Annotated in this window: 19 protein-coding genes; 4 read left to right on the top strand and 15 right to left on the bottom strand. The window is 57.7% G+C overall.

The features are described 5' to 3' along the window. Positions 1–72 precede the first annotated feature (72 nt). A complete protein-coding gene (locus tag ACVIW0_RS06670) occupies positions 73–309 on the bottom strand; it encodes a hypothetical protein (protein ID WP_461351601.1) in 237 nt (78 codons plus the stop codon). Between the two features lie 1766 nt (positions 310–2075). Here ACVIW0_RS06670 and ACVIW0_RS06675 point away from each other — a divergent pair. The 3 genes from ACVIW0_RS06675 (at position 2076) to ACVIW0_RS06685 (ending at position 6700) form a co-directional block, all read left to right on the top strand. Then, positions 2076–3671 (top strand): hypothetical protein, encoded by a 1596-nt coding sequence (locus ACVIW0_RS06675; RefSeq protein ID WP_461351602.1) that lies wholly within the window; start codon positions 2076–2078, stop codon positions 3669–3671. Positions 3672–3858: 187 nt separating this feature from the next. Beyond that, positions 3859–4104 carry a hypothetical protein gene (locus ACVIW0_RS06680; RefSeq protein WP_456709116.1) on the top strand — a complete coding sequence of 82 codons (246 nt, stop codon included), beginning with the start codon at positions 3859–3861 and terminating at the stop codon, positions 4102–4104. 775 nt (positions 4105–4879) lie between these two features. After that, a complete protein-coding gene (locus ACVIW0_RS06685) occupies positions 4880–6700 on the top strand; it encodes an NEL-type E3 ubiquitin ligase domain-containing protein (protein ID WP_461351603.1) in 1821 nt (606 codons plus the stop codon). A 209-nt stretch (positions 6701–6909) separates the two neighbouring features. On the opposite strand, the gene ACVIW0_RS06690 is transcribed toward ACVIW0_RS06685, so the two are convergent. The 3 genes from ACVIW0_RS06690 to ACVIW0_RS06700 form a co-directional block, all read right to left on the bottom strand. Next, positions 6910–7629, bottom strand: coding sequence for a hypothetical protein (locus ACVIW0_RS06690; RefSeq protein WP_461351604.1), 720 nt, complete (start codon positions 7627–7629; stop codon positions 6910–6912). Positions 7630–7688: 59 nt separating this feature from the next. Next, on the bottom strand, positions 7689–8438 hold the full coding sequence (locus ACVIW0_RS06695; protein ID WP_456709119.1) for a P-loop NTPase family protein: 750 nt from the start codon (positions 8436–8438) through the stop codon (positions 7689–7691). A gap of 872 nt (positions 8439–9310) precedes the next feature. Further along, positions 9311–10021, bottom strand: a complete 711-nt coding sequence (locus tag ACVIW0_RS06700; protein WP_456709120.1) for a hypothetical protein — start codon at positions 10019–10021, stop codon at positions 9311–9313. Positions 10022–10804: 783 nt separating this feature from the next. Here ACVIW0_RS06700 and ACVIW0_RS06705 point away from each other — a divergent pair. Then, positions 10805–10990, top strand: a complete 186-nt coding sequence (locus ACVIW0_RS06705) for a hypothetical protein (RefSeq protein ID WP_461351605.1) — start codon at positions 10805–10807, stop codon at positions 10988–10990. A gap of 326 nt (positions 10991–11316) precedes the next feature. On the opposite strand, the gene ACVIW0_RS06710 is transcribed toward ACVIW0_RS06705, so the two are convergent. The 11 genes from ACVIW0_RS06710 to ACVIW0_RS06760 form a co-directional block, all read right to left on the bottom strand. Then, a complete protein-coding gene (locus ACVIW0_RS06710; RefSeq protein WP_461351606.1) occupies positions 11317–11841 on the bottom strand; it encodes a tetratricopeptide repeat protein in 525 nt (174 codons plus the stop codon). 105 nt (positions 11842–11946) lie between these two features. Continuing rightward, positions 11947–14058 carry a type III secretion system export apparatus subunit SctV gene (gene sctV / locus ACVIW0_RS06715; protein ID WP_461351607.1) on the bottom strand — a complete coding sequence of 704 codons (2112 nt, stop codon included), beginning with the start codon at positions 14056–14058 and terminating at the stop codon, positions 11947–11949. 8 nt (positions 14059–14066) lie between these two features. Beyond that, the gene (sctY, locus tag ACVIW0_RS06720) at positions 14067–14495 is read right to left on the bottom strand and encodes a type III secretion apparatus assembly chaperone SctY (RefSeq protein ID WP_461351608.1); all 429 of its coding nucleotides are present in this window, start codon (positions 14493–14495) and stop codon (positions 14067–14069) included. Between the two features lie 2 nt (positions 14496–14497). Then, complete coding sequence (locus tag ACVIW0_RS06725) at positions 14498–15037, bottom strand: hypothetical protein (protein ID WP_461351609.1); 540 nt, start codon at positions 15035–15037, stop codon at positions 14498–14500. A 33-nt stretch (positions 15038–15070) separates the two neighbouring features. Then, the gene (locus ACVIW0_RS06730) at positions 15071–15961 is read right to left on the bottom strand and encodes a SctD/MshK family protein (protein WP_461351610.1); all 891 of its coding nucleotides are present in this window, start codon (positions 15959–15961) and stop codon (positions 15071–15073) included. Between the two features lie 114 nt (positions 15962–16075). Continuing rightward, entirely contained in the window at positions 16076–16282 is a 207-nt protein-coding gene (locus ACVIW0_RS06735) for a nodulation protein NopA (protein ID WP_076828259.1), read from the bottom strand. A gap of 73 nt (positions 16283–16355) precedes the next feature. Next, positions 16356–16652 (bottom strand): hypothetical protein, encoded by a 297-nt coding sequence (locus tag ACVIW0_RS06740; RefSeq protein ID WP_461351611.1) that lies wholly within the window; start codon positions 16650–16652, stop codon positions 16356–16358. A 387-nt stretch (positions 16653–17039) separates the two neighbouring features. After that, positions 17040–17174 (bottom strand): hypothetical protein, encoded by a 135-nt coding sequence (locus ACVIW0_RS06745; RefSeq protein ID WP_461351612.1) that lies wholly within the window; start codon positions 17172–17174, stop codon positions 17040–17042. Positions 17175–17504: 330 nt separating this feature from the next. Continuing rightward, the gene (locus tag ACVIW0_RS06750; protein ID WP_461351613.1) at positions 17505–19310 is read right to left on the bottom strand and encodes an HrpF/NolX family T3SS translocon protein; all 1806 of its coding nucleotides are present in this window, start codon (positions 19308–19310) and stop codon (positions 17505–17507) included. Positions 19311–19918: 608 nt separating this feature from the next. After that, positions 19919–20548, bottom strand: a complete 630-nt coding sequence (locus ACVIW0_RS06755) for a hypothetical protein (protein ID WP_461351614.1) — start codon at positions 20546–20548, stop codon at positions 19919–19921. 298 nt (positions 20549–20846) lie between these two features. Then, a complete protein-coding gene (locus tag ACVIW0_RS06760) occupies positions 20847–21488 on the bottom strand; it encodes a secretin N-terminal domain-containing protein (protein WP_461357265.1) in 642 nt (213 codons plus the stop codon). Between the last annotated feature and the right edge of the window lie 167 nt (positions 21489–21655).

Raw genomic sequence — 21655 nt, forward strand, 5'->3', positions numbered from 1 at the left:
GTGACTGTTCCAGGCTGATTAGCGCTGGACTTGCCCTGTCTGCTGTTTCGAAGTTCTATTGGGCTGGAATCGTCACCCAGTCGAGCCGGACGCATCCACCATCGGAAAATGAACGTCGCGAACCGATTGACCTCGTTCGGCGATCGACCGGCCCACTGTGCGTGTTACGAGGTCATGGTTCGCCTTGAGGTTCGATGTGCTACTGCGGCGGTTGCGCGCTATCTGCGCTGCAGCCCCTTCGGCGGACAAGGCAACCGTGAAGTTGCCATCGGCTGCCTGCAAATGATCCGACGGACGAATCTGCTTCAACGTCGGAGATCGTTAGGCTGCACATCGTTCGGGAGCCGGTATTGTCCATCAATCTATGGCGTTGTTGTCGGCAGCCTAGCATTTCCCGCCGGTGACTAAATCAATTATAACTGGCAAAAGATCGCGAATGCTCGCGTTGGGGCAGTCATTCGATCGCGGTCTTCCAGATATTCTCACATTGGGATTTGGGGGGGCTCGAGGGAATCGAGAAGACCGCCGAGGTAACCCCCAATTGAGTTCGCGAAGGAACGGCTCGATGCCATTGCGGCGTTTTCGATGGACGCTTCAGAGGAGCCGCTTGGCCGGGTTGTAGGTGCTCGTGGTTGAATTCACATTAGGGTTCAAAACCAAAGGAAACGTCGTCGACAAGAGCCGCTCAAAGGCAGACAGCTGTTCAAGCAGGCGCTTCTCAACACCCTCGCGTTCCGCGCCAGATAGATCGGTCTTAAGTAGCCGCCGGCGGCGCCAGATCTCGTTCCGCAGCCACCTGACCTCACTTAATCTATCATCGATCGAAGTCATTGCAGATGTAGTTCACTTTGGCATTCGAGCTTAAGTACGCGAATCTTCATGAGTAGCGGTGGCTCCGCATTCACGCCGAATAATTCCGGCTGAGGACTTGTGACTGTCCACCCCATTTCTGCGCAGATGTGGCGAGCGGGTCGAGTTGTGCAAGGCCCCTACTAATCGTTATCACCGTACACCGCGCGCCTGACGAGAAATCGCGGCAGATTCGCGAGTTTTCTCCGCGCCTTGATGGCGTATCTCGCATGATTCCTGCGCTCTGCAGTTTCCTGCTCATCAGATACGAAAGATGGAGAGATGTTAAATCACGTCCGGCATTAGGAAGCTTGAGCATGAACTGGCAAACTTGGGCGCATCTCGCCGTGCTCTATGGCACCAAAACTTACAAGCGTCCGGCGGCTTTGTTGATTGCCAGGCTGGGCGCGGCTAAACTGTAGACCAGTAGCGCGAGACGGAATGAAGCGGCCACATTCTCTGGCCGTTCGAGCGGTATAAAGAGTGGCGCCTTCATTGCACTGGCCTCCTCTCTAATGGTTGGGCAATCCTGCGTTGCCACCGGGCATTGGCTATCGTCGTTCCCAATGGATATATTTATGAGTAAGGCGCCTCCACCCACGGCATGAGAAATGGTAGGGCGAAATGTTTTCCTCTATGGATGGGCCTGACCGCGGTTCCGGCGCTCGCGAATCGATCAAACAAAGCGCATGAGCCGAGGGTGGGATCTCAGCTATCGACGTAAATGTCGGCTGGACGCGGTGTCTCGCTAAAGAAGCCCTCCACCGGGAATCATTGCGATCGACATCCGCCGTATACAATGCGCCACGGATCCAGGAGGCCGATTTATAGCTTGAATCTAACGTTGCGACAGGTTGTAGACTTGCGCCGATGCGCCAAGACAAAGCTCGGGATAGGGCAGGCGTCGACGGCTCATTGGCAAATCGGGATCGAGGGAAGACGGCTTGCTGATTGCCATCTTGTTGCTTGTAGGCGATAGCCAGGAAGGGCAGTTGCCCCATCGCCACGGGAACGCTGGGCGGGCAGTTGGCAAGTGCTGGCAAGGGAGGCGCCATATGGCTGGACCGATGGAATCATGCGGGCAGCTAGTCGCGCAAGCAAGGCGCCCTGAATGAAGAGTCCGGCGCCCACAGGCAGATGCTCCAAGACCGTAGATGATAAATATCTAGCCAGAGGCGATGACGCACATAGCCGAAGGGCGCTGCGATGAAAGTTCGGAAGGTCCTATGTCCGTTCAAACTAATCTCACGACGGCGCTAAACGAAATCGATCGTGCTAGCGGCATTGTTGAATTCTCAACTGCAGTGGTCACGCGCGACAAGCAACTGTGCAAGGCGGACTTGCCTGTGTTTCTGCAACAAGCTGCCGTTGAGTTTCAATCCAGATTTCTGCCGAGTTTCGAGGAAAGCATCCGTGCAGAGAAATCGTGGGGCTATGCCACGACATGCAATGCCGTGAGCCGAAGGGCTGGAGGTCAGGCGGGGCGGGATACTTGCGAGAGAATAGCTTCTCGCGTGTCGCAGCTGGACCATGCTCTGATGAGAAAGATCGGTATCAGAGCGCTTTCCGTATTTGTGGCATCATTCGGCAGGCACGCCAGGAGAGTGGAATGTCGCCATGGGGCGGTCCGAATAGCCAAATTTTGTTGCGAGGAAAGCAGATCGCTTCAAGAATTGAACAATCTCAGCCTGGCAGGGCTGATAAACGGCTTCAGCAAGTGGCCGGAAGGGAGTGACTTTCGACAAGCCGCGGTTGCAATCGCGGGAGAGGTCATCCGCCGAGCAGGGCGCCCCCATCAGCTCTCTGAATTTAGACAGCAAGGCTTGGTGAGCCTGGTAAACGGATTTAGCAAATGGCCAGGAGAGGCGGTCTCGCGCCAAGCCGCGGCCGCGCTTGCACTGGAAATCTTGCGGCGTCCCCGCCGGCTCGCCGATTTCCCTCAGCAGGGGTTGGCCATCCTTGTAAACGGTTTTAGCAAGTGGCCTGAGGAGTTGCCCTGTGGTCAAGTCGCCGTCGCGGTTGCAACCGAAGTGCTTGGACGTGCGACGCGGTTCCACGAGTTTAGCGAGCAGGATCTGACGAATTTGGTGAATGGCTTCAGTAAATGGCCAGAGGAGAATGCATCTCGTCAAGCAACAGTCGCGATCGCAAGTGAGCTCTTGCGCCGTACCGTCCAGCTTCCGCATTATACCCAGCAAGGATTGGCGAACCTGGTGAATGGGTTTTGCAAATGGCCTGACGATGCGACTTGCCGTAAGGCTGCGGTCGCGATCGCCGGTGAAGTATCTTGCCGTGCTGCCCAGCTTCCCGATCTGACTCAGCAGGGTCTGTCAAACCTCGTGAACGGTTTTAGTAAGTGGCCGGAAGAGGCCGCGTCTCGCCGAGCCGCGGTCGCACTCGCTTGCGAGGTCCTGCGCCGCGCCGCTCTGCTCTGCGAGTTCTCACAGCAGGGACTTGCGAACCTAGTGAGCGGCTTCACTAACTGGCCGGATGAGCTGCCGTGTGGTCAAGTGACCGTCGTGCTAGCAGACGAGGTCCTTCGCCGCGCCGATCGGAAGACGGGGCTCTCGGATTTCACTACCCAGGATCTCAGGGGCCTGCTGATCGGCTTCAACAGATCGCCACCAGAAAGTGCCGCTCGCCAGGCCACGATTACGATCGTCAATGAGGTCCTTGGGCGGGGTATTAGGCTCTTTAATTTTACCAAGCTAGAAGCGGAGAATTTGCTGAGTGGCTTTAGCAAGTGGCCGCAACACGCCGCCGGGCAAGGGAGGGTGACTGAGATCATCAGGGAGCTGCAACTCGCGTCTGAGACGGCGTAGGCCCGTGAGAGGAGAGGCGACGTTAGCGGATGAGGCGTTCGAAGAAAGAAAGCGCCAGCTAGCGGTGTTCAATACTCATGGGGCGATGTCATGACACGATAACCCGGAACAATGAAAGGTGTCATAGCTCTATCGGCGACGCCCATATTGTACCGAATTGAGCGACTAATCAGAAGGACGTAGATTTGTGAATCAGGCTGAAAACGATGTCGTCGAGCATATGCTCTCATCATTGACGATCAGTTTGTTTCAGAATCGTATCGCGCCATCCGACGAACAGGTGATGTATCATTTCGGGCTGGCCTGCGAGAGAGCGGGGTTGATCGCGACGGAAGAGGTCGCAGTACGGATATTGAAGCGCGTGTCGCGCGAGATCAACCAAGCGCAGTCGGTGCTTGAGTTCGTTGGTCGCGGTGAGGGTTGGCTACACTGAGTGCAACGTAAGGAAATTCGATCCCGACCGTGATGTGCGGTGTCTGTTCGACCCGGAAGGGATCCGCGAGCGGAATTACTATTCGCCTTCCGCAAGCCGCGAAAGCGCCAGTCGAGCTTGAGGGGCATGGCCGCGCTCATTAGTAGCTGGAGACTGATCATTCAGGTCGGCTTTGCTGATGGGGTGCGCGCCTTGGCTTCGGTGAGCGGCTAGCGCGTTGCGCGCAACAATCAGTTAGCTTTCGGCTCGGCGATCAAAACCAACGTTTCGCAGAAAGGGTGACGTAGCTCGCCGGTCCAGGAACGGCAACGTCGTCGTTCCCTCAGCATCACGCAGCCGGCGTGCGCCGCTCGGACACCAATTTTGCCGAGCAGGAAACTTGATCCCCTCGGACTTTTTGCGGAGCGCTGCGCCTAAGCGTCGAGAGACACCGAAGGAACGTTGGGCGCCGCATTGATCATCGCTTCGAGGACGTCAGCCTGTCGACAGCTATATCTCGTAGGCTGAATGTCCCTAATCGCTGGCAAGGACGGCCCGATGTGCTCAGGCATGGCAGGAGAGGGAGATGGATTCCAGTATTAACCCAATCCGCGCGCAAGGCCCGTTGAGAGTGGTCCTCGGTCGCCATCGGGCGCAGAGTAATCGCACCAAGCAGTGGCCACCGCTTCGTGATGTGCGTCAGCCGATGAAGGGCATCCATAGCGGGACTCTACTGGCTTCATGATATGCCGCCCCCGGTGCATTCACTTCCTTTAGCTCCGAAGAGACGATATTTATGAATGCAGAACAACTTGGCGCTGGGACTCCTTCCGGAGCTTCCGATTGGGAAAGCTCCGAACCTGGGTCTCCGGTCTCATTGCAATGGGACGAAGCATTGACAGATACGCAGGCGTCTGCGGACTTGCCGGATCAGGTCTTGACGGATTGGTCTGCCGAAGACAGGCACGGGCAGCATGAAGATCGGCAGCAGGCGCTAAGTGGAATGAGGGCCTGGAGGGACGCGGGCGATCTCAATGAGCCACTGGATTTGTCGTCCCTGTCCCTGACCACCTTGGTGGCCCTGATCCCGGCTGGCTTGCGCCGCCTGAATGTCGACAACAATGAGCTGAACAGCCTTCCCGAAGGTCTTCCGGCCAGTCTGCGGCGCCTCTATGCGAACAACAATCGGCTGACCGGCCTGCCCGCGCTTCCGCGCGGTCTGCGGCGGCTCTATGCCATTAGCAACGGGCTGTCCAGCCTGCCCGAAGCGCTGCCGCCTGGATTGCGGCGCCTGAATGTCGACAACAATCGGTTATCCAGCCTGCCCGATTGCCTTCCACCGACGCTTCAAGAGTTGGACGTCGCGGGCAATCGGCTGACTCGTCTGCCCGAGCTTCCAGCCGGGCTCGAGCGTCTGAATGTCGATTATAACCAGCTGACCGATCTGCCCGAGCCTCTTCCGCCCGGGCTTGAATGGCTTAGTGCCGGCCATAATCGGCTGACCAGTCTGCCCGAGACGTTTCCGGCCGGACTGCTATGGCTTGCCGCCAGCAACAACCAGCTAACCAACGTGCCCGCGACTGTGCTGACACAGCTCAGCCGGGACGCGAGTGTTGATCTGGAGAACAATCCCCTGTCCGACGCGGTGCAAGCCGGCCTGGCGACCGCCATGCATGCCGGAGACTATGCCGGCCCGCAGGTTTTCTTCTCGACCACCGCAGCCGCGGTGCAAGTTGAGCCGCGGTCGCTGCAGGAGGTTGTCGCGCACTGGCTCGAGGCCGAATCGGCAGCAATAACCGCTTGGCAGGCCTTCGCCGAAGAGCCGGGTGCCTCAGATTATGCACGCTTTCTCGACAGGCTCCGCGGCACCGTGAACTATGGTAGCGACGCGTTCCGACACGCGGTCGCCGAAGATCTGCGGCAGGCAGCCATCAGGCCGAATCTGCGCGAGCAGTATTTCGAGCTGGCCTCCGGAGCGAGCGCGAGCTGCGAAGATCGCATCACTTTGACCTGGAACGGCATGCAGAGCGCACGCCTGAACGCGGATGTCGAGGACGGCGCCTATGACGGACGCCTTGGCGAACTGCTCCAGCACGGCCGCGTTATGTTTCGCTTGGAGGCGTTGGACCGAATTGCGCGAGAGACCGTCAACTCGCTTCGTCGTGCCGATCCGGACGCTGACGTCGATGAGATCGAGGTCTACCTTGCCTACCAAACCCAACTGCGTGATGCGCTGGAGCTGCGGCACATCGCTCCTGACATGCGCTTCATGAGCGTCTCTCACGTTACTGGGGATGATGTCGCGGGGGCCGAGACGGCAGTGCGGGACCAGGAATCGACGGAATTTCCGCAGTTCCTGGCGACCCGATGGCAGCCATGGGAAAGTGTGCTAAGGCGCATCGCGCCCGAAGACTATGCCGAGATGCAGGAACGGCTCGTCGAGGCGATGGGTGAGCCGTTTCAAGCCCGCTTGGATCGGCGGCTGGCGGAGGATGGTCTGACAGGAGATGCCGATGCCGAGCGGGTGCTCGGCGCCCAGATACGCAACGAGATCGCCCGCGAGATCAAAGGCACGGTCATGGACCGGGTGCTCGGGAAGCTCGGCTTCGAGCTATGAGCTCCTCCGCTGGAAAGATCATCGATACGTCTCGGCCGTCCGCAAAGGCCAAGAGGGCAGTTGCCGGTCGCGCGATTGGGTGCTGATGAGCTCAAGGAACAGTTCAGGCGGGGATTCGCACAGTGCATTTTATATTATGGGCAAAGCCGCTGGCGTCGGTCAAACGACTGCTCATAAGCTGGACAAATAGACGGCGAGTAGTCTCAGCCTCACGTTGCCTTTGTGCAACGCAGGCTCTCGATGTTCGTTCCACGCGATCGATAGGAGCTTCGCAGCATCAAACTCGATTCTAGATCACGGAACATCGTGTAGTTCCGTCGTATCCACTGGTGCAGCTCGGTGGACCAGTCCTTTTCGTCCCGCAGATATCCGGTGAAGGAAAAGCCAAGTCGGTCTACATATCTCTTGAGAAACAGCGGCAGCGCGGAAATCTGGAGCACCCGCTCGCCATCCATGACTTCAGGTAATCCGCCGCGCAGCGCAAATTCATTGTGGATGGTAACCAGCGATGCGGGCGGGATCCGCCGCCGCAGCATGTCATAACCGCGAAAGGAAATGCGGTCAGCGCCTGCGATGAAGAGAATGATAGGAGCAACATAGCGGCGCGCCGTCTCCTTTATGAAGCCGATTTCCTCGCACATCTTGAAGAATTCGTCGAAGGCATGGAAGCCGAGATCGATCACCTTGGGTATCCGATCGTGAACGATGAGCGGGTCCATCAGCTGCATCTTGCCGTAAGTGTCCGTCACATTGGCGGTCTCGGTGATCTTAGGGAGATAATCGAGCAGTGAGGGCTCTTTTAGATTGACATCGAATGACAGGGCGGTTCCGTCTTTGAGCAGCAAGAACTCGCTCAGGACGCGAGCGATGAGGGTTTTTCCGACCTGCGGGCTAGGAGAGCAGATGATGTAGATCGGGGTCGCTAACATAGCCAGCAGATCAATCTCGTTCGTATGTGGGCCTGCTCTTGGCCCGCAAGAATATGCGACTACTTCTCGCCACTTCGAGTAGTGGACTTGGCGCCGGCCAATTCCGTCAAGTTGATGCGATCAAATTCGCTCCAGACATTTGCCAACCAGTGCCGGACATAACCGCGCAGCACGAAAGAGTTGTTCGCGGGCTCATCGTTGCGGCCCTTGTTTGCCACGAAATCTACGAACGGGACGGATGCGACTTCAACCTGCTCATAGGCCATCTCGTTAAGCTTCGGGATGGTCAACTCGGTCGCCTGTTTGATGCGGTGAAAATAGGAATTGTAGGTCGACTGGTCCCACTGGAAGAACTGAGTGTCATTGATGAAGTTCTTAACCAGATAGTACTTCGCGCCGCCCATGAAGGCAGCGGTCTCCGCGATCTCGTCGAGCGAAGCGATAGACGATCCTAGGATGTGGAATACGGCAAAGGTAATCTGGCCGGACCGCGCCGAATCCAGAAATCCGATGTCGCGCAAGGAGGCCAGTGCTGTGGACAGCAATCCGGCGCGAGCGTCGATGACGGTGACGGATAGCCCGGAGTTCAGGGTATCGAAAATCTTCATCTGATCAGCGGTCGTCGTCATGTCGACGATCTCGGTGATGCCGGGATAGAAGCGCTTCAGCGTCCCTCGCGGAGACTCCGTATCGAAGGCGCGTGTTTGCACGTTGTTGACGCTGAAGTAGTCCAGCAGCGTTCGTGATACGGTCGTCTTGCCGACTCCTCCCTTGTCCGCGCCCACCACAATCACAACTGGCTTCACCATCAAAGTCTCCTGAGACACTCGCTATTGCCGCGCGCGAAGTGCGCAACGGCGTGTCTCTGCTTTGGGTGAGAACATGGCAGAAAGAAGGGTAATTGAATTTTCGATGCGCGAGCTCCTCAGGTTGATGAACGTTTTCAACATCAAGCAAGTTGCGTCGTTTGATTGAGACGCCAGCGCACGCCGATAGCAGCAAGTAATCGCTTCCGCTCGTGATCTACGTCAGGTTTGTGAGTAGCCGAAAGGTCGGCGACCAAAGGATCAACCGTGGCTTGGTGGTCGTTGCGATAACGATAGGTTCTATCTACCGATTGTTGGATTGGCATAAAGGGCGTGAATCTTACGCTGCGTCAGCTTTCAACCTCGATGTAAACAGGATTGAGGTGGTGCTACATTGACCTTGAGAAAAAGTTGCGGATCTAGCTCGTTCGACATGGGTTGGCCCGATCCAATGTCTCCAGACGCGTGATGACGTTTTCACTAGAACGCGGCTTGTCAGTTTCAAAAATGGGTGGGTACGAACTCGCTCTCTCCCTCGTAGGATGGCGTCGGGATGTGCGAGCGCTTGAATCCACGACGGCGCAAATCGCAATCCTGCATCTGTTCGCGTCGAAGCAGGATTATCTTGTCGCGGACAAGTTAGGCAGGGAATCCGGGCACCGGTCCGACAACATCGGGCGCAATGTCAACCGCATCTATCTAGCTAAGGCGGACTTGCAAAAGATCGGGCGTCGAATTGCGGCTTCCCGACGCGGTCGTCGAAACCGCTCGAACGCAAATGAAGAGCTGGGCCAGCTGGCAGGATGGAAAGTTAGGCGAAGGGCGGCGATGTGGCGCGACTCAAGCTTCGATAGGATCCCTGTCAACATTCCATGCTACACCGTGAATGGCCTGCTGATATTTCTCATAGTCACGAGGCGAGAGCCGGCGAGCAGCTCTTTGGAGTACACTGCGCCGAAGTAGTCGAGGACGAAGGTTCCGGAATAGCGTAGACTTTCGGTTGCGCGGATTAGGTTATCGAGAATTGAGGCCGCTTGGCCAATGCGGTCGCGGTGGCGCGCACGGATAACGTTCACGGCGTTCATCGAGTGAACCGCCTCATCGGCAATCACTTCCCTCAGCCAGTGATGAAACGTGGTGTTGCCAAGGGCGTCATAGAAGGGCTTCTCTGCCGCATAGGCACGGCAGGTGCACATCTCATCAAATGCAATCATAACCATCAGGGAGAATTCGTCCTTCAGGTGTTCACCGATTGGACCAAAATCGTGCGACCGAGCGTCTAATCTCTCCCGAAGATCCTTTTCGGATCCATTAGCGACGAGTTCAATGACGCGGATGAAGCCATCGGTGTGGCGCTCCTCGTCGATCGCCCAGGCGCTGAAGAATGCCGCAGCTTCATCGCTAACGATGAGTTGTCGGTCGGCTAACTCTTGTTTTAAGTGCCGGGCGTCATACTCCGTGTACAGGTCAGGCCACAATTTATCCCAACGCGCACGTATAGCCGACGGCTCAGCGTTGAACATCGCTGGCGTAAGAGAATTGAATAGTTCTTTTGGACTCCAGTTCCGCCGAACCGGCGTGATCATCTGAGTGCCCCTAATCGCGGTGCGAGCGCTCCAGCGTGCCATTGTTAACCGAGCGCTTGTAAGGCAGTCTGCTGCAAACAACACGTGCTGTCCCCCATCTGTTTTGGCGAGTTGATTCTAGGTCGGAGACGTCAGCCTTGACGGAAGCGTCACCCGAGAGGGGCAGCAACTGCTGGGGGCCAGGGCCGCAAATCGAAAGCCCGACTCTCGTTTGGAGGCGAAAGATGGTGCACCTGACGCTGAGAGTGCTGCCTCGGCGGGCTGTCATGCTGATGGGCTTAATGTCTCCAGATCCAGCGACGCCGCTGGTTCGGGCTACGGATCGGTCAGTCTGGACCGCGTTGAATTAGCCCCGTAGTGTGGCATGGGACCGAGGTTCGGACTGGCACCAAGAGACGTCGATGTACGTCGGCGTCGATTCCAAACCTTGGCCTCGTCGCGGGGGTTGATAACGTTGGCCTCCCCATGCGACGTCAAATTGGAAGCCAACCAGTAACAAAGGTCGCTTGATTGTTGTGCAAGCCGAGACGTGCCCTCGCTCCTGTTCTTCATCTATACTCTTACCTGGCTGAAGATGTATGCGGAGCAAACGCGGAGCGGCGGCGCCCTCGGCCGGCAATGCCGAAGCGCGTTTGATGGAGGATCATCTCCTGGGAAAGGTTCATCGGCTGTCAGGCCGGCAAGAATCTGCCAACCATTCACGCCTTTCGCCCTTGCCGCTAACGGATCGAAAACTGTTATGCAGCAAGTTCTCGCCTGGGACAGCAGGGGAAATATCCGCACATGATTGGACTTGCCGTTATGGAAAACGTGCGCCGCTATCGCGCGATAGCGTCTCTGTGCCGGCAGGCCGCCGCATTTCGGCCAATACAAGGCGGCTCATTGCTGGCGCAAGCTATAGAGTGGGAGGAACGCGCGGTTGCGGAGCTCGAGAGATATTTTAATTGTTCGCCTGCATGTCTTCGTTGAAGGGGCCGGACGTTCCAAAGATCCGCTACCCAAGAATAGGTAAACTCAAGATCCAGAATGTTGGCCAGGTGACCTGGTTACGAAGTCGTGTGAAAGATCGGCTGCCTACCGGCGTCCAACTGAGGGTAGAGGCCTGCTCCGTCCAAGCGAGCGCGTGTCGGGCTCACGCCATTTAGCCAAGAGACAGCGCTCGGCTCTCCCGATTATACACGATAAAGTTGCGCTCCTCGCGACAACATCGTTCGAAACCAAATGCGCCTTGTAGTCTCTGCACGCGATTATTATCTGGCTGTCTGTCGGCCAGCCGACTGACATGGATAGGCTTTTTACGGTTGTCGGCTGTGAGATCTCGATCTGGCTAATGCGTGCTGGTCGCCTGGTTGCAACTCCTGATTGGAGTTTCGGATGCCCGTCTTGCTTTCAAGTGCGGCCGACAACTCGAGATTGCTGCGCAGCATCGTATTTGTGGGCTCTATCGCGAGGCCTCGACGATATAGCACTTGCGCCTCCTCGTGGCGCCCTTGTTGATCGAGTACTACGCCTTTGGCATTCAATGCGCGCAGGTCGCCGGGTGTTGCCAATAGTACCGCATTGAGCACCTGAAGTGCCTCATCTGCGGAGTTGCGCGCCAACAAGGCCCGTGCAAGGGAAATTGCCGCATTGATGTTGTCCGGTTGTTGGTCCAACGTAGCGCGTAGACTCTGCTCATCAGCATCAACGAGAGCGCGCGAGATGCGCTCGCGCATGGCGGGGTCAAACTCTTTGGCGCTTGCTAAGTCTGACGTGGACCGCTGCTGGCGCGAAAGATCGGACGGGCTCGCGCAACCGGTGAGCATCACAATAGTGAGCATCGCAGGCAGAGCCGACCATGGGGCTGGACTAACGAAGCACAAGCGTAGCCGACGTTTGGTTCCATTTGAATTCATAGCCTGCTCACGATGATCTGCCGTGCAGTCTCAACTCGCAGCGCTCAGGAGACCACCCGGGGAAGGGCTCTTGTCCTTGGCGGCTGCCAGCTTCACGGATCCGATCGGTTGGACCGTGAAATCCGCGGCGAGGTCTTGATAGGAAAGGACAGGTAGGTCGATTCCGTTACGGGTGAGAAAGCCGCGAACGAAACGCCGGATATCCATCGAACCTAGAATAACTGGCTGGTTCTGGCTGCGCGCGATGCTTGAATGGATCTGGCGAAATTGGGAGAGCAGCATTTCGCTTTGCCGGTCCTCCAAAACGAGGTATGGGCCGACGGCGGTCTCGCGCACGGCACCCCGCACGATGTCCTCAGTCTCACGCTCGACGATAAAGGCAGCCACAACGCGATGTGCGTTGGCATAGCGGTGACAGATCTGCCGCTTCAGAACAGAGCGCACATATTCGGTGAGCAGTACAGCGTTTTGCTCCCGTTCGCTCCATTCCGCAAGCGCCTCCAGAACCAAGCGGGTGTTGCGGATCGGGATGCCCTCGTCCAGCAAACGGCGCAGGACATCCGCGATCCGAGGGATCGGTGTCGTGCGCAGCACCTCCTTCACAAGATCGGCATATTCCTGCTCCATCCTGCCGAGCAGCTGGCGCGTTTCCTGAATGCCAACCAGGCGCTGTGCATAGCGCATCAACGTAGACCGGACGCGCAAGGCGATGATTTCGCTCGGTCCGTGATGCCCTATGCCGGCCGCTTCGAGAGCAGCCGCATGGCCCTGTTCGATCCAGATCCGATTCGTGTCTGGATCCTGCCAGAAGGGGATGCCGCTCAATTCGATGTTCGCTACGTCGTCATCAAGCAGGAGCTTTGTCGGGTCAATAGCGCCCTCTTCTACGGGCACGCCCTCGACGGCCACACTGAATTGCGATCGGGCAAGGTGGTTTGCGCTTTGGGCGGGAATGCGTGGAATTGTGATGCCCAGATCAGCTGAGACCAGTGCCGAAACCCGTGCGACGCACCGCTCGAGTTCCCCCACGTCCATTGCCTTCATCAGGTTCGGCGCTAGCAATAGGGTAATCGGAAGTGCTTCGGCAGGCAGGGTTTGCTTCTGAGCCTGCGTGGAAGCGGGAGCCGAACCGGAGGGACTGACGCCGGCCTTGGGAGCGGTCTTGTTCTCTGGCTCGCCAACCTTGACAAAGCTGGCGGCGGAAAAGAGCGCGGCCAGTATGACAAAGGGGGGCAAAGGGAAGCCAGGAACGAGGCCCATCACAAGCAGGACGCAGGCGGCCAGCCGGAGCGCTTGTGTGCTGGCCGTAAGCTGGTTGACGATATCGGCGCCTAGATTAAGTCTGGAAGGACCGTTGACACGAGTGACAATGGTTGCGGCCGTAATTGACAGAAGCAGGGCCGGGATCTGCGAAATGAGCGCATCACCGATCGTCAGGATGGTGTATTGATGCATCGCTTCTTCAAGGGACATGCCCCGGGAGAGCGATCCGATCGTGATACCACCTAGCATATTGATACAGATGACTATGAGTCCGGCGATGGCATCGCCCTTCACGAATTTCATGGCGCCGTCCATCGCGCCGTGAAGCTGGCTTTCCCGCTCCAGCACGCCGCGTCGGCTGCGGGCTTCGTGCTGGTCGATATGGCCGTTGCGCAGCTCAGCGTCGATCGCCATCTGCTTGCCCGGCAGCGCATCAAGCGTGAAGCGCGCCGACACCTCTGCCACTCGTTCGGCGCCCTTGGCCAGAACCATGAATTGCACCATGGTTACGATCAGGAATATGACAATGCCGACGGCGATGTTGCCAGATATGACGAAATCGCCGAACGTATGGATGATGCTGCCGGCGTCGCCCTCGGCCAGGATCAGCCGCGTTGTTGCAACGGTAAGAGCGAGACGAAAAACAGTGGAGATCAGGATCACGCCCGGCAGGGACGAAAAGTCGAGCGGCGTGTTGAGATACAGGGCGACCATCAGCAACAGTATGGCAAAGCCAAGATTGAAGCCGATCAGCATATCGATCACGACGATCGGGATCGGCATGATCATCATTCCGATCGCCAGAAGAAGCATCAGCGCGACCATCAAATCCGGGTGGGCGGGCGCGCGCGTGATGAGATTTCGTAGAACGTTGGCCATGAGAAGCCTTATTGTTGTTTGGCTGGAGCTGTGTTACCGCGCAATGAAACATAGCGCTTGAAGACGGCCTGCGCTTCGGTCATGCGGCCGGCGTGACGCAGGGCGTGGCTGCGCATCAGCATCAAGGGCAGAGACGAAGACGGTTCGCCATCCAGTTTGTCAAGCCGATCCAATACCGACAGTGCTTCGTCACCGCGACGCTCCGAGATGAGAGCATAGGCCAGAATCCGCAGCAGGCCGATGTCTCGAGAGTGTTCGTGAGCAACAAGCCGCAACAGAGCCAGGCTCTTTGCGCTCTGCCCGCACGAAAGATAGATATAAGAAAGCACGCAGAGCAAATCTCGCTCCGGCCCAGAGACCAGTTCGAGAGCATCGGCGTCGGAAACGTCTGGCGGCTGCGTAGATGTGACGTGTTGCAGTTTGTCTGGCTCGGCCATCGCTAGCCTTTGATCAAGCCGTTGTGGCTCTGCCGGAGCAAGATTAACCGCTGCAGCTCCAGCTGCAGAAGGGCGGCTCCTTCGCGTGCTACCAAGTCCTCTGGCGCGGCAGATAGCGTATTGGCTAAACGCTCCAAAAGAGGGCCGTGTTGCTCGGGACGCAGAACGTGCGAATGACGTAGCCGCGGCGTCACGAAAGAGAGCAGGCTATGCGCGAGATTAGGCCCCTTAAGCCAAGCGAGTTCCGAGCCTGGCTCGACCTGACCTGGTTGGGCGCGGGCCTCGTCGAGATTGACGCGCGAAATCGCATTGATCGAACCGAGCTCGAGCGCGCTGTCGATCGTGCCCTCAACCAAGCGATCGGGCGCGTCGTTATGCTGGGAAATTGCGCCGTGACTCCTGTCATCATTGCCGCGCGTCTGATCGATCCCGATGGACTTGGCTCGAGAATTGACCGGCGTGATAGTAGATGCATGATGATCAACGTTTGGTCCCTCAAAAGATGGGCCAGGCTCGACAGAATTCGGGGGCAGCCTAGTCATGGCACTTTGCTTCCTTACCTGCAGCCTGAAACACTAATAAGACAGAGCGGAAAGACGGCCATTCCGGCTCAGCAGAACACGCCCTTCCTCAATTCCGTTGACGGTCCATCCATTGCTCAACAGTGCGCCAACAAAATACTTTTGGCCAGCAACGACAATGTAAGGATCGCTACCGCGCCACACAGCCTGGATCCCGATCGCGGAAGGTGTCTTCTCATCCTTGATGGCGACTGCATTGACGAGCGTATAAGCGCCGTTGCTAGTGCGATCAAACCGTTGTTGGATGTCTTGCCAAGCGGCGAGTGCAGCGGGCGTAACGCTGCCGTCGGCCGTGACAACCCCGGCCCCAGAACCGACCTTGATGCCGACAAGGCCCGCTCTGTCGACTTCTTCCTGCAGCAGCCCGGCAGCTGCATCGGTGGCCGGAGCATCAGGAGCGCTGAGCGCCAGCTTGGGTGCAATGTCCGCGGCAGGAGGCGAGGAACTTGGCACCGCAGCGGTGTCGGTCTGGACAAAACTGGTCGTTAATACGCCAACCGCGGCAAAGCCGATAACAACCAAGGCAAGTCCGATGAGCGATACACGCCGGCGATCGATAGAGCCGGCTTTTTCGAGACCCTCGATAGACCAACGGATCGACATCTGGCCGGCATGCAGGACGACGGGAAGAGGGACAACGACGGGCTCGTTAGGCAAAATATTGTCGTGCCCGTCGACACGGACGTCGCTCGCCAGGGCCTCAATCTCGATGGAATTGGAATGCGGGGTAACACGAAGATGGTGCGGTTCGAGGCCTTGCTCGACAAAGATTAAATCAGCATCGAGGCTGCTGCCGATCAGACACGATCCGACCCCCAATTCACTTGTTAACCCAGAATAGCACCCCAGCAGCACTTCGAAACGCCAGCGATGTGGCTCATTCACGGTCGCTCTCCTGAACAGCGAACGGAACCGTACGGCAAAACCGTACGGCCCGTTGCGACTTCACGGACTAAGCAGCCCGAGAAAGTGTGCGACGTACGTCGCCCACCTCATCCCTTACTGCACCCGCTCATCGGCTGCTTTCTTGACGGTCGAGAGCTCGGTCGAGACGACGCGGAGTTCCACATCCCGCTCAGCAGCCTTGGTGCTGGTGAGAGTCAGAGCGGCGATTTGCCGTTGGAATGCCGCCTCTCCAGCAACTTCAGCGGCGGTGGAAGCGGTTGCAGCAGCAGCGGTGCCCGCTGCACCAACACCCTTAGTCATATTAGTTCTCCTGTTTGCTTGAATTTCGCCGCAACGTGCGGCTCCTATTTTCCTTACGCCGCAACATGCGACGTCAGGAATCCTCTTCTGTTTCGGCCATGACGTCGTCGAAATGACTCATTGCACTATTTGCAAGCTGCAGAGCAGCAGCTCCGAGAGCGGCGCTAAATGCTTGCTGCATCGCGGCTTCGTGCGAGGTTCCGCCTGGCGTGGATGCGCCGCCGTTTACGGGAATGTTCGCATCTGGCGATCGACCATGATCATCGCGCTCGTCAGGTTTGTGAGATCCTTGTTTGCCGCTGCTTTTGCCGCCAGCCGCATGAAGGTCGGCATCAACGTGCCCAGTGGCGCTGGAGCTTGTAACGCGCATCGGGTTCTCCTATGTCAATTCAATCGTGCCAATGGAGGCAGTCTCCACCCACCAATGTGCAAACGTTAGCTTTCGAGAAGCTGACGAGTTCTAGAAAATGCCATGGGCCGATGCTGGATATGCGAAAGCTGTAGATCAGATGGTATGTACCAGGACAAACGTTCGTTTATGGAGCTCGACCGGTCGAATCGCTGCTCATCAAGTCGAAAGCTTCAGCAGGCGGATGTTAACGCGTTTAATACATCGCTTTTGAAGTCGACGCGCTGCAATCCAGGGCTGACGTCACTTTCGATGCCGCGGGGTCTTCGACAATTTGCTTGCGGCCGGGCGCAGCGGGACGGAGCTTGACTTGGTTTGGAGCGGGCGGAAAGCGAAATTGACGGCGATTCAGCGGTCAAGGACGATCCCTCGGTCGTGGGGGCTCATGAAGGATTCATCAATGGGGGACCCACCTCCATGCAGCGCGAACAGCAGCGTGCCGCTCGAGAAGGGTCCTTCGCCCTGGCGCTCTGCGATCAGCATGCTCCTGATCCTTGCACAGGCCGGCAGGTTCCGCGGCTCTGACCGGTTATGTCGCGCGATTTTGATGCATTGAGCTTCGTGCCGAGCTGCGTATGCAGCCGTTTGACCTTCGCAGCGGCAGACTGGATTTGAGGTCGGCCTCGCGCGATCGATCGCGGCCCACATAAATTGTGAGCACTGAAGAGCGAGCAAGGTCCTCGGATCCGGCGGCGCTATCGAGGATGGTAGAGCTTGCGCGGCGGACTACTCGGCAGGGAGGCCCGACCGCGCGTTAGCCGCACAAGCTCGACCGGCGTTTTCAGCCTGATCTTGACAGATAGTGTGATCCGACTAGGCGTTAACGCCTGCAGTTTGCATGCGTTCGGACTCGATGCGAGCCTTCAAGTTGTTCAGGTAGTCCTCCGCGTAGGACTGGGCTACCGAAACCGGGAGGTTGACCCCCGCCGTTGCCGCTTCTTGAATTGCCTGCTTCACCAAGCCTTCTCGCATTGCCAATTTGACCTCAGGGCCGCCGATGCAGCCTACCGCCTGTGCCGCAAGGCTCAGGCCAGCCTCTTCGAGCGCTTGCTTTATGTTGCCACCGCTGATCGCCGTATGAAGAAGATTTGCAGCTTGCGATTCGGCTTCGAGCACCATTGACGCCAAATCGGCCAATTCACCCAAGCCTGGAATGAAGCTAAGTACACCGACTGCTGTCGCAGCCCAGTCGAGTACCTTAGAGCCAACCTTGAGCACGTCATTGATTGCGTGCATGAAGGCGCCACCGTTCTTTTTGGGAGACTTGACGTCGGGTTGGTCTGCCACGCCCATCGTCATGTCCGCGACCGCGTCCTTATCGGCGGCCGTTCGGGCGGCATGCGTCTTCACATGTTGAACGGTGCGGTTCGCACCGGACATGTTGCTGAAGAACTGGTTGAAGTCGCTCTTGCTGATATTGCCCGAATCGACCGTATGGCCGCCGCCGAAATCGAAGAACTTGTGGTGGGTTTTGTAGCCCGTAATCGCGTTGTTCATCAACCCGAACAGCACAGGATCGGACAGCAGCTGGGCTGCCGCCTTTCGCACCTCGGGCGCGAGGCTCTTGTCGTCGGCCATGCTCGCCAGCTTTTCGCGCGTCAGGTCGCCCTTCCCGAAAAAGGCGCTTTGGTTCTTGCTGATCGTGTCGAGCGTATCGAGCTCGGCTTTTGTGAGATTCACCGATGATGAAGCAACCTGCAGGAAGTCCTCTTTGTGGACCTTGTCTATCGAGCCGCCATACAACTGCTTCCATTCGTTCGGATGGTCGAGGAAGTATTGAGCGGCCGCGATAACCTGCGGCGGGCATTTGCCCGTCTTGGCTTCGCCGTCGACGATCTGCTTGAAATCCGAGAGGCTCAGGTTCTTGGGCAGGTTGTCGGAATAGCGATAGAGCTCGCGCAATGCATCGGTCAGCATCATAACCGATGGCTCGCCATTGCCGCTGCCGTCGGAGGGGATGTAGTTTTGCGTATAGTTCTTTGCCCGCTGCTCCTGGAACTCAGCGACTTGCGGGTGGTGATCGGAGAAGCCGGAGAGATCACCCGCCTTGATCTTGCCGCCGCAGTGGCCGTCGCCTTGCGAGCCTATCGCGTAGAAGAGCTCGGGATCTCGCTGCAGTGCCTCGATCGCCGCCTTTAGATCCGGCGGTGTGGAGGGATCGTTGGCCAAATCTCCCAGAGAGTTCCAATCCAGCGGGCATTTGTCCTTGTGTCGGATCAGCACCGACACAATCTGCAGCTCGGCCTCAGTCGGGGTGCCGCTGTTCCACGTAATTCTGGAGCTTTGTACGGGGGCTTCTGCAATCTTTGGGGCGTTCGCAGCGGAGGAGGAATCCTCAGAGGACGGCTCGGGGGTCTCCTGACATGCGTCCAGTGCGGCCTTAATCTCCGGCGGGATGATGTTCCGCACCTCTTGCGTGAGTTCCTCCGTCAGTTGCTTGGCCGAGTCCTCGGTCGCCGGACCTTGCGGTGGGGAATGCTCGTCAGTCGCGTCCTTCAACGACAAACTGACCAGCACCGCCTCGAAGCTTGAAAAGTCACGCGCCGGCGAGGGCCCGGAAGCTAGCCCCGACAAAGCCAAATTCGAGCTGGTGGTTAGCGGCAGATTGTTGACTGACATCATACGTCCTCTGATTTGAGATCGCACCACAAGCTGGCTATGTGGCGCAGCCTGAGATCGCGGCGAACAACGAGCAAGAGATGTCGATAGGCTTCAATGGCTCCTACCGCTTGCTTTCGATTGCACAGCGCTCCCAGCGCTCAGTTTGGCTACAATCTATCGGCATATCGCCGTCTAGATATTCACGCCGTATGGTAGGAGCGATTAGCTTTCGAGAAGCTGACGGCGCTCAAAGGATTTCACAATGAGTTGAGAAATGACGTCGCTCTAGGCGGCGACGGTCCTCAGTTCGGCATCGGCTTGCTTCGGTGCTCGGTCGCCTCTGCGACAGCCAGGCCAACGAGTCTGCCGATCTTCGCAGGAGTCGCGTGCGCCGGTTCATGCAACACATCGCGGGTTCCGCAACATCTCTCGGCAACTCACCAGCGCTCAGCCAGCTCGCGCCTGCGTGTCAAACGAGTTATTGGCGTCTGCCCGATCGGGGCGATGCAGCATGACCGGATCAGATTGCTGGGGTGGCCGCACGAATCAATCCATCGCCCATAAAGTTGAGCGGTGCATGGTACTCTGACGCCTCGAATCTCAGATGCACTCTGCATCTGTCAATCTTATTGTGCTTGGTCACGTGGCGGGTGTTCGCCCGAACCTGCGGGCCTAAAAGCGGCTTCCAGCGACGGTTCGAGACGAATGAACCCTTCTGCTCGCCATTGCGCCGTGTGAGGCACACCCAGGATGGTGAACGTTGTAGTCCGGACATTTCTGCTCGGCATGACGTCACGGCCTCTCAGCATCTCGATCTGAGCAGGTGAAGCTGTTTGGCCGATAAAGACCCAGTTTTCCCTGGCGAGATATCCGTTCGCCATGACGAAATCGCCAAGTTCCGGCGGCGCGACGCGTGCGGGCAGCGCGGGCCGCCCTTCAGACCGTCCGGCGTGAGGCGACCCCGCGTGCATGAGTCCAGGCTCAAGATCTTGCCAAACCGGGTCGTTGCCGAAATCGGAGGAGCCCGCGCGATCTTGAGCGGCCGCCTGTTGGGAATTGGACTGCTCGCCGCCGGTCAATGATGGCCCGACGTGCGACGGTCGGCCTCCAAGCTCCTGCCAAATCAGGTCCTGACTGTATCCAGGCATTTCATGCAATGCCATCAGTTCACGCTCAAACTCACTTCGATCGGCGGGCGATGAGAGCGGGCGGGGCGGTGGGCTCCTGTCTGCTCCGCCTAGCGCATTGAAGTCCATCCTGTTCCTCCTTTTGTACAACAAAGCGGCTCTCAACCGATGCGGCGAAGTTCATGACGGACTTCGTAGAGCTTTTCAAAAGCTCGCATGAAACGCTAAGGCTGCAAAGCAGGTCACGGATACTGCTTGCCCTTTTCGGCTCGAGCATCCGTGGTGCAGGCCCGGCCCTTTATTGCCTGTCTTGCGGCATCGCCGCTGGACAGCCGCCCTCTCGTCATGACAGCTGCAGCTTTCGAAAAGCTGACAGAGAGCATAGGTAGAAATTACATCTCTTCCCAACCCATCTGTTATTATCCGTTCATTTCTTACCAGTATCGGGTGCGTGATCCACGCCGTCTTGATGTGAAAGCTCGGGTGAAGGAGCGTCGTTGGGGCGTCCTTCGCGAACGACCACGCTGGAAGATCCGCGAAACAGCATCAAGACCGACTCATGCGGTGGCTTTTCGGCTCCGTTCGGGTTTCGTCTCGCCTGTGCCTCCGTCACCAGTCCTTTGAGTGTTTGCTCCACAAGCGCGATAAAGCGAGGCGGACCGGACGTGAAGACGAGGCCATCTCCCGGCACGGCTCTCACGATGTAGCGCTCGTCCGAGATGTTAAGTGCGTCGAGCGCCGCCTTGAACGCGTCAAAGCTGATCGGATTCAGTATCAGAAGGCGACTTTGCGCCTCATGCGCGTCAGATACGTAGAGCACCAGCCCATCGTAGTACCATTGAAGATTGTAGAGACTGATCAACCGTTCGAGAAACTCCCGCGGTGGGAGGTCCGGCATTCGCCCGCGAATTCGTCCCTTCACCCCGGTGCTGATATTGACTCTGATATTGAGGTTGTTACCGAACTCCTGCAGCGCGGTCGCGAGGTCCTGATCCAGCACTGTGTAACTATACGGCGTCGACGGCAGCGCCAGCGGGGCGCCGAGCGCCTTGATGGCGCCCAAGCACATGAAAACAGCAAGACAGAGAACTTTCTTCAAGATATGCAACCTTGTAGACGGGATGAGCATTCCGCGATTTTCTTCTAATTGAGACCAAGCACCGGAATTCGTCCCAAAATTTGGAGGCCGACGCTTCGCCCGAAATTGGAAGCCAACCGTGATTATTAGATGACAGA

This window comes from Bradyrhizobium sp. USDA 4454 (assembly GCF_054822705.1).

What these genes read in the sequence shown, in the direction of transcription:
- sctV (WP_461351607.1), bottom strand. Translation starts at nt 14,058, where the DNA reads ATGGCCAACGTTCTACGAAATCTCATCACGCGCGCGCCCGCCCACCCG.
- ACVIW0_RS06725 (WP_461351609.1), bottom strand. Translation starts at nt 15,037, where the DNA reads ATGACTAGGCTGCCCCCGAATTCTGTCGAGCCTGGCCCATCTTTTGAG.
- ACVIW0_RS06755 (WP_461351614.1), bottom strand. Translation starts at nt 20,548, where the DNA reads ATGGACTTCAATGCGCTAGGCGGAGCAGACAGGAGCCCACCGCCCCGC.
- ACVIW0_RS06700 (WP_456709120.1), bottom strand. Translation starts at nt 10,021, where the DNA reads ATGATCACGCCGGTTCGGCGGAACTGGAGTCCAAAAGAACTATTCAAT.
- ACVIW0_RS06710 (WP_461351606.1), bottom strand. Translation starts at nt 11,841, where the DNA reads ATGCTCACTATTGTGATGCTCACCGGTTGCGCGAGCCCGTCCGATCTT.
- ACVIW0_RS06705 (WP_461351605.1), top strand. Translation starts at nt 10,805, where the DNA reads ATGATTGGACTTGCCGTTATGGAAAACGTGCGCCGCTATCGCGCGATA.
- sctY (WP_461351608.1), bottom strand. Translation starts at nt 14,495, where the DNA reads ATGGCCGAGCCAGACAAACTGCAACACGTCACATCTACGCAGCCGCCA.
- ACVIW0_RS06690 (WP_461351604.1), bottom strand. Translation starts at nt 7,629, where the DNA reads ATGTTAGCGACCCCGATCTACATCATCTGCTCTCCTAGCCCGCAGGTC.
- ACVIW0_RS06685 (WP_461351603.1), top strand. Translation starts at nt 4,880, where the DNA reads ATGAATGCAGAACAACTTGGCGCTGGGACTCCTTCCGGAGCTTCCGAT.
- ACVIW0_RS06675 (WP_461351602.1), top strand. Translation starts at nt 2,076, where the DNA reads ATGTCCGTTCAAACTAATCTCACGACGGCGCTAAACGAAATCGATCGT.
- ACVIW0_RS06760 (WP_461357265.1), bottom strand. Translation starts at nt 21,488, where the DNA reads ATGTGCTTGGGCGCCATCAAGGCGCTCGGCGCCCCGCTGGCGCTGCCG.
- ACVIW0_RS06745 (WP_461351612.1), bottom strand. Translation starts at nt 17,174, where the DNA reads ATGCTGATCGCAGAGCGCCAGGGCGAAGGACCCTTCTCGAGCGGCACG.
- ACVIW0_RS06750 (WP_461351613.1), bottom strand. Translation starts at nt 19,310, where the DNA reads ATGTCAGTCAACAATCTGCCGCTAACCACCAGCTCGAATTTGGCTTTG.
- ACVIW0_RS06735 (WP_076828259.1), bottom strand. Translation starts at nt 16,282, where the DNA reads ATGACTAAGGGTGTTGGTGCAGCGGGCACCGCTGCTGCTGCAACCGCT.
- ACVIW0_RS06740 (WP_461351611.1), bottom strand. Translation starts at nt 16,652, where the DNA reads ATGCGCGTTACAAGCTCCAGCGCCACTGGGCACGTTGATGCCGACCTT.
- ACVIW0_RS06695 (WP_456709119.1), bottom strand. Translation starts at nt 8,438, where the DNA reads ATGGTGAAGCCAGTTGTGATTGTGGTGGGCGCGGACAAGGGAGGAGTC.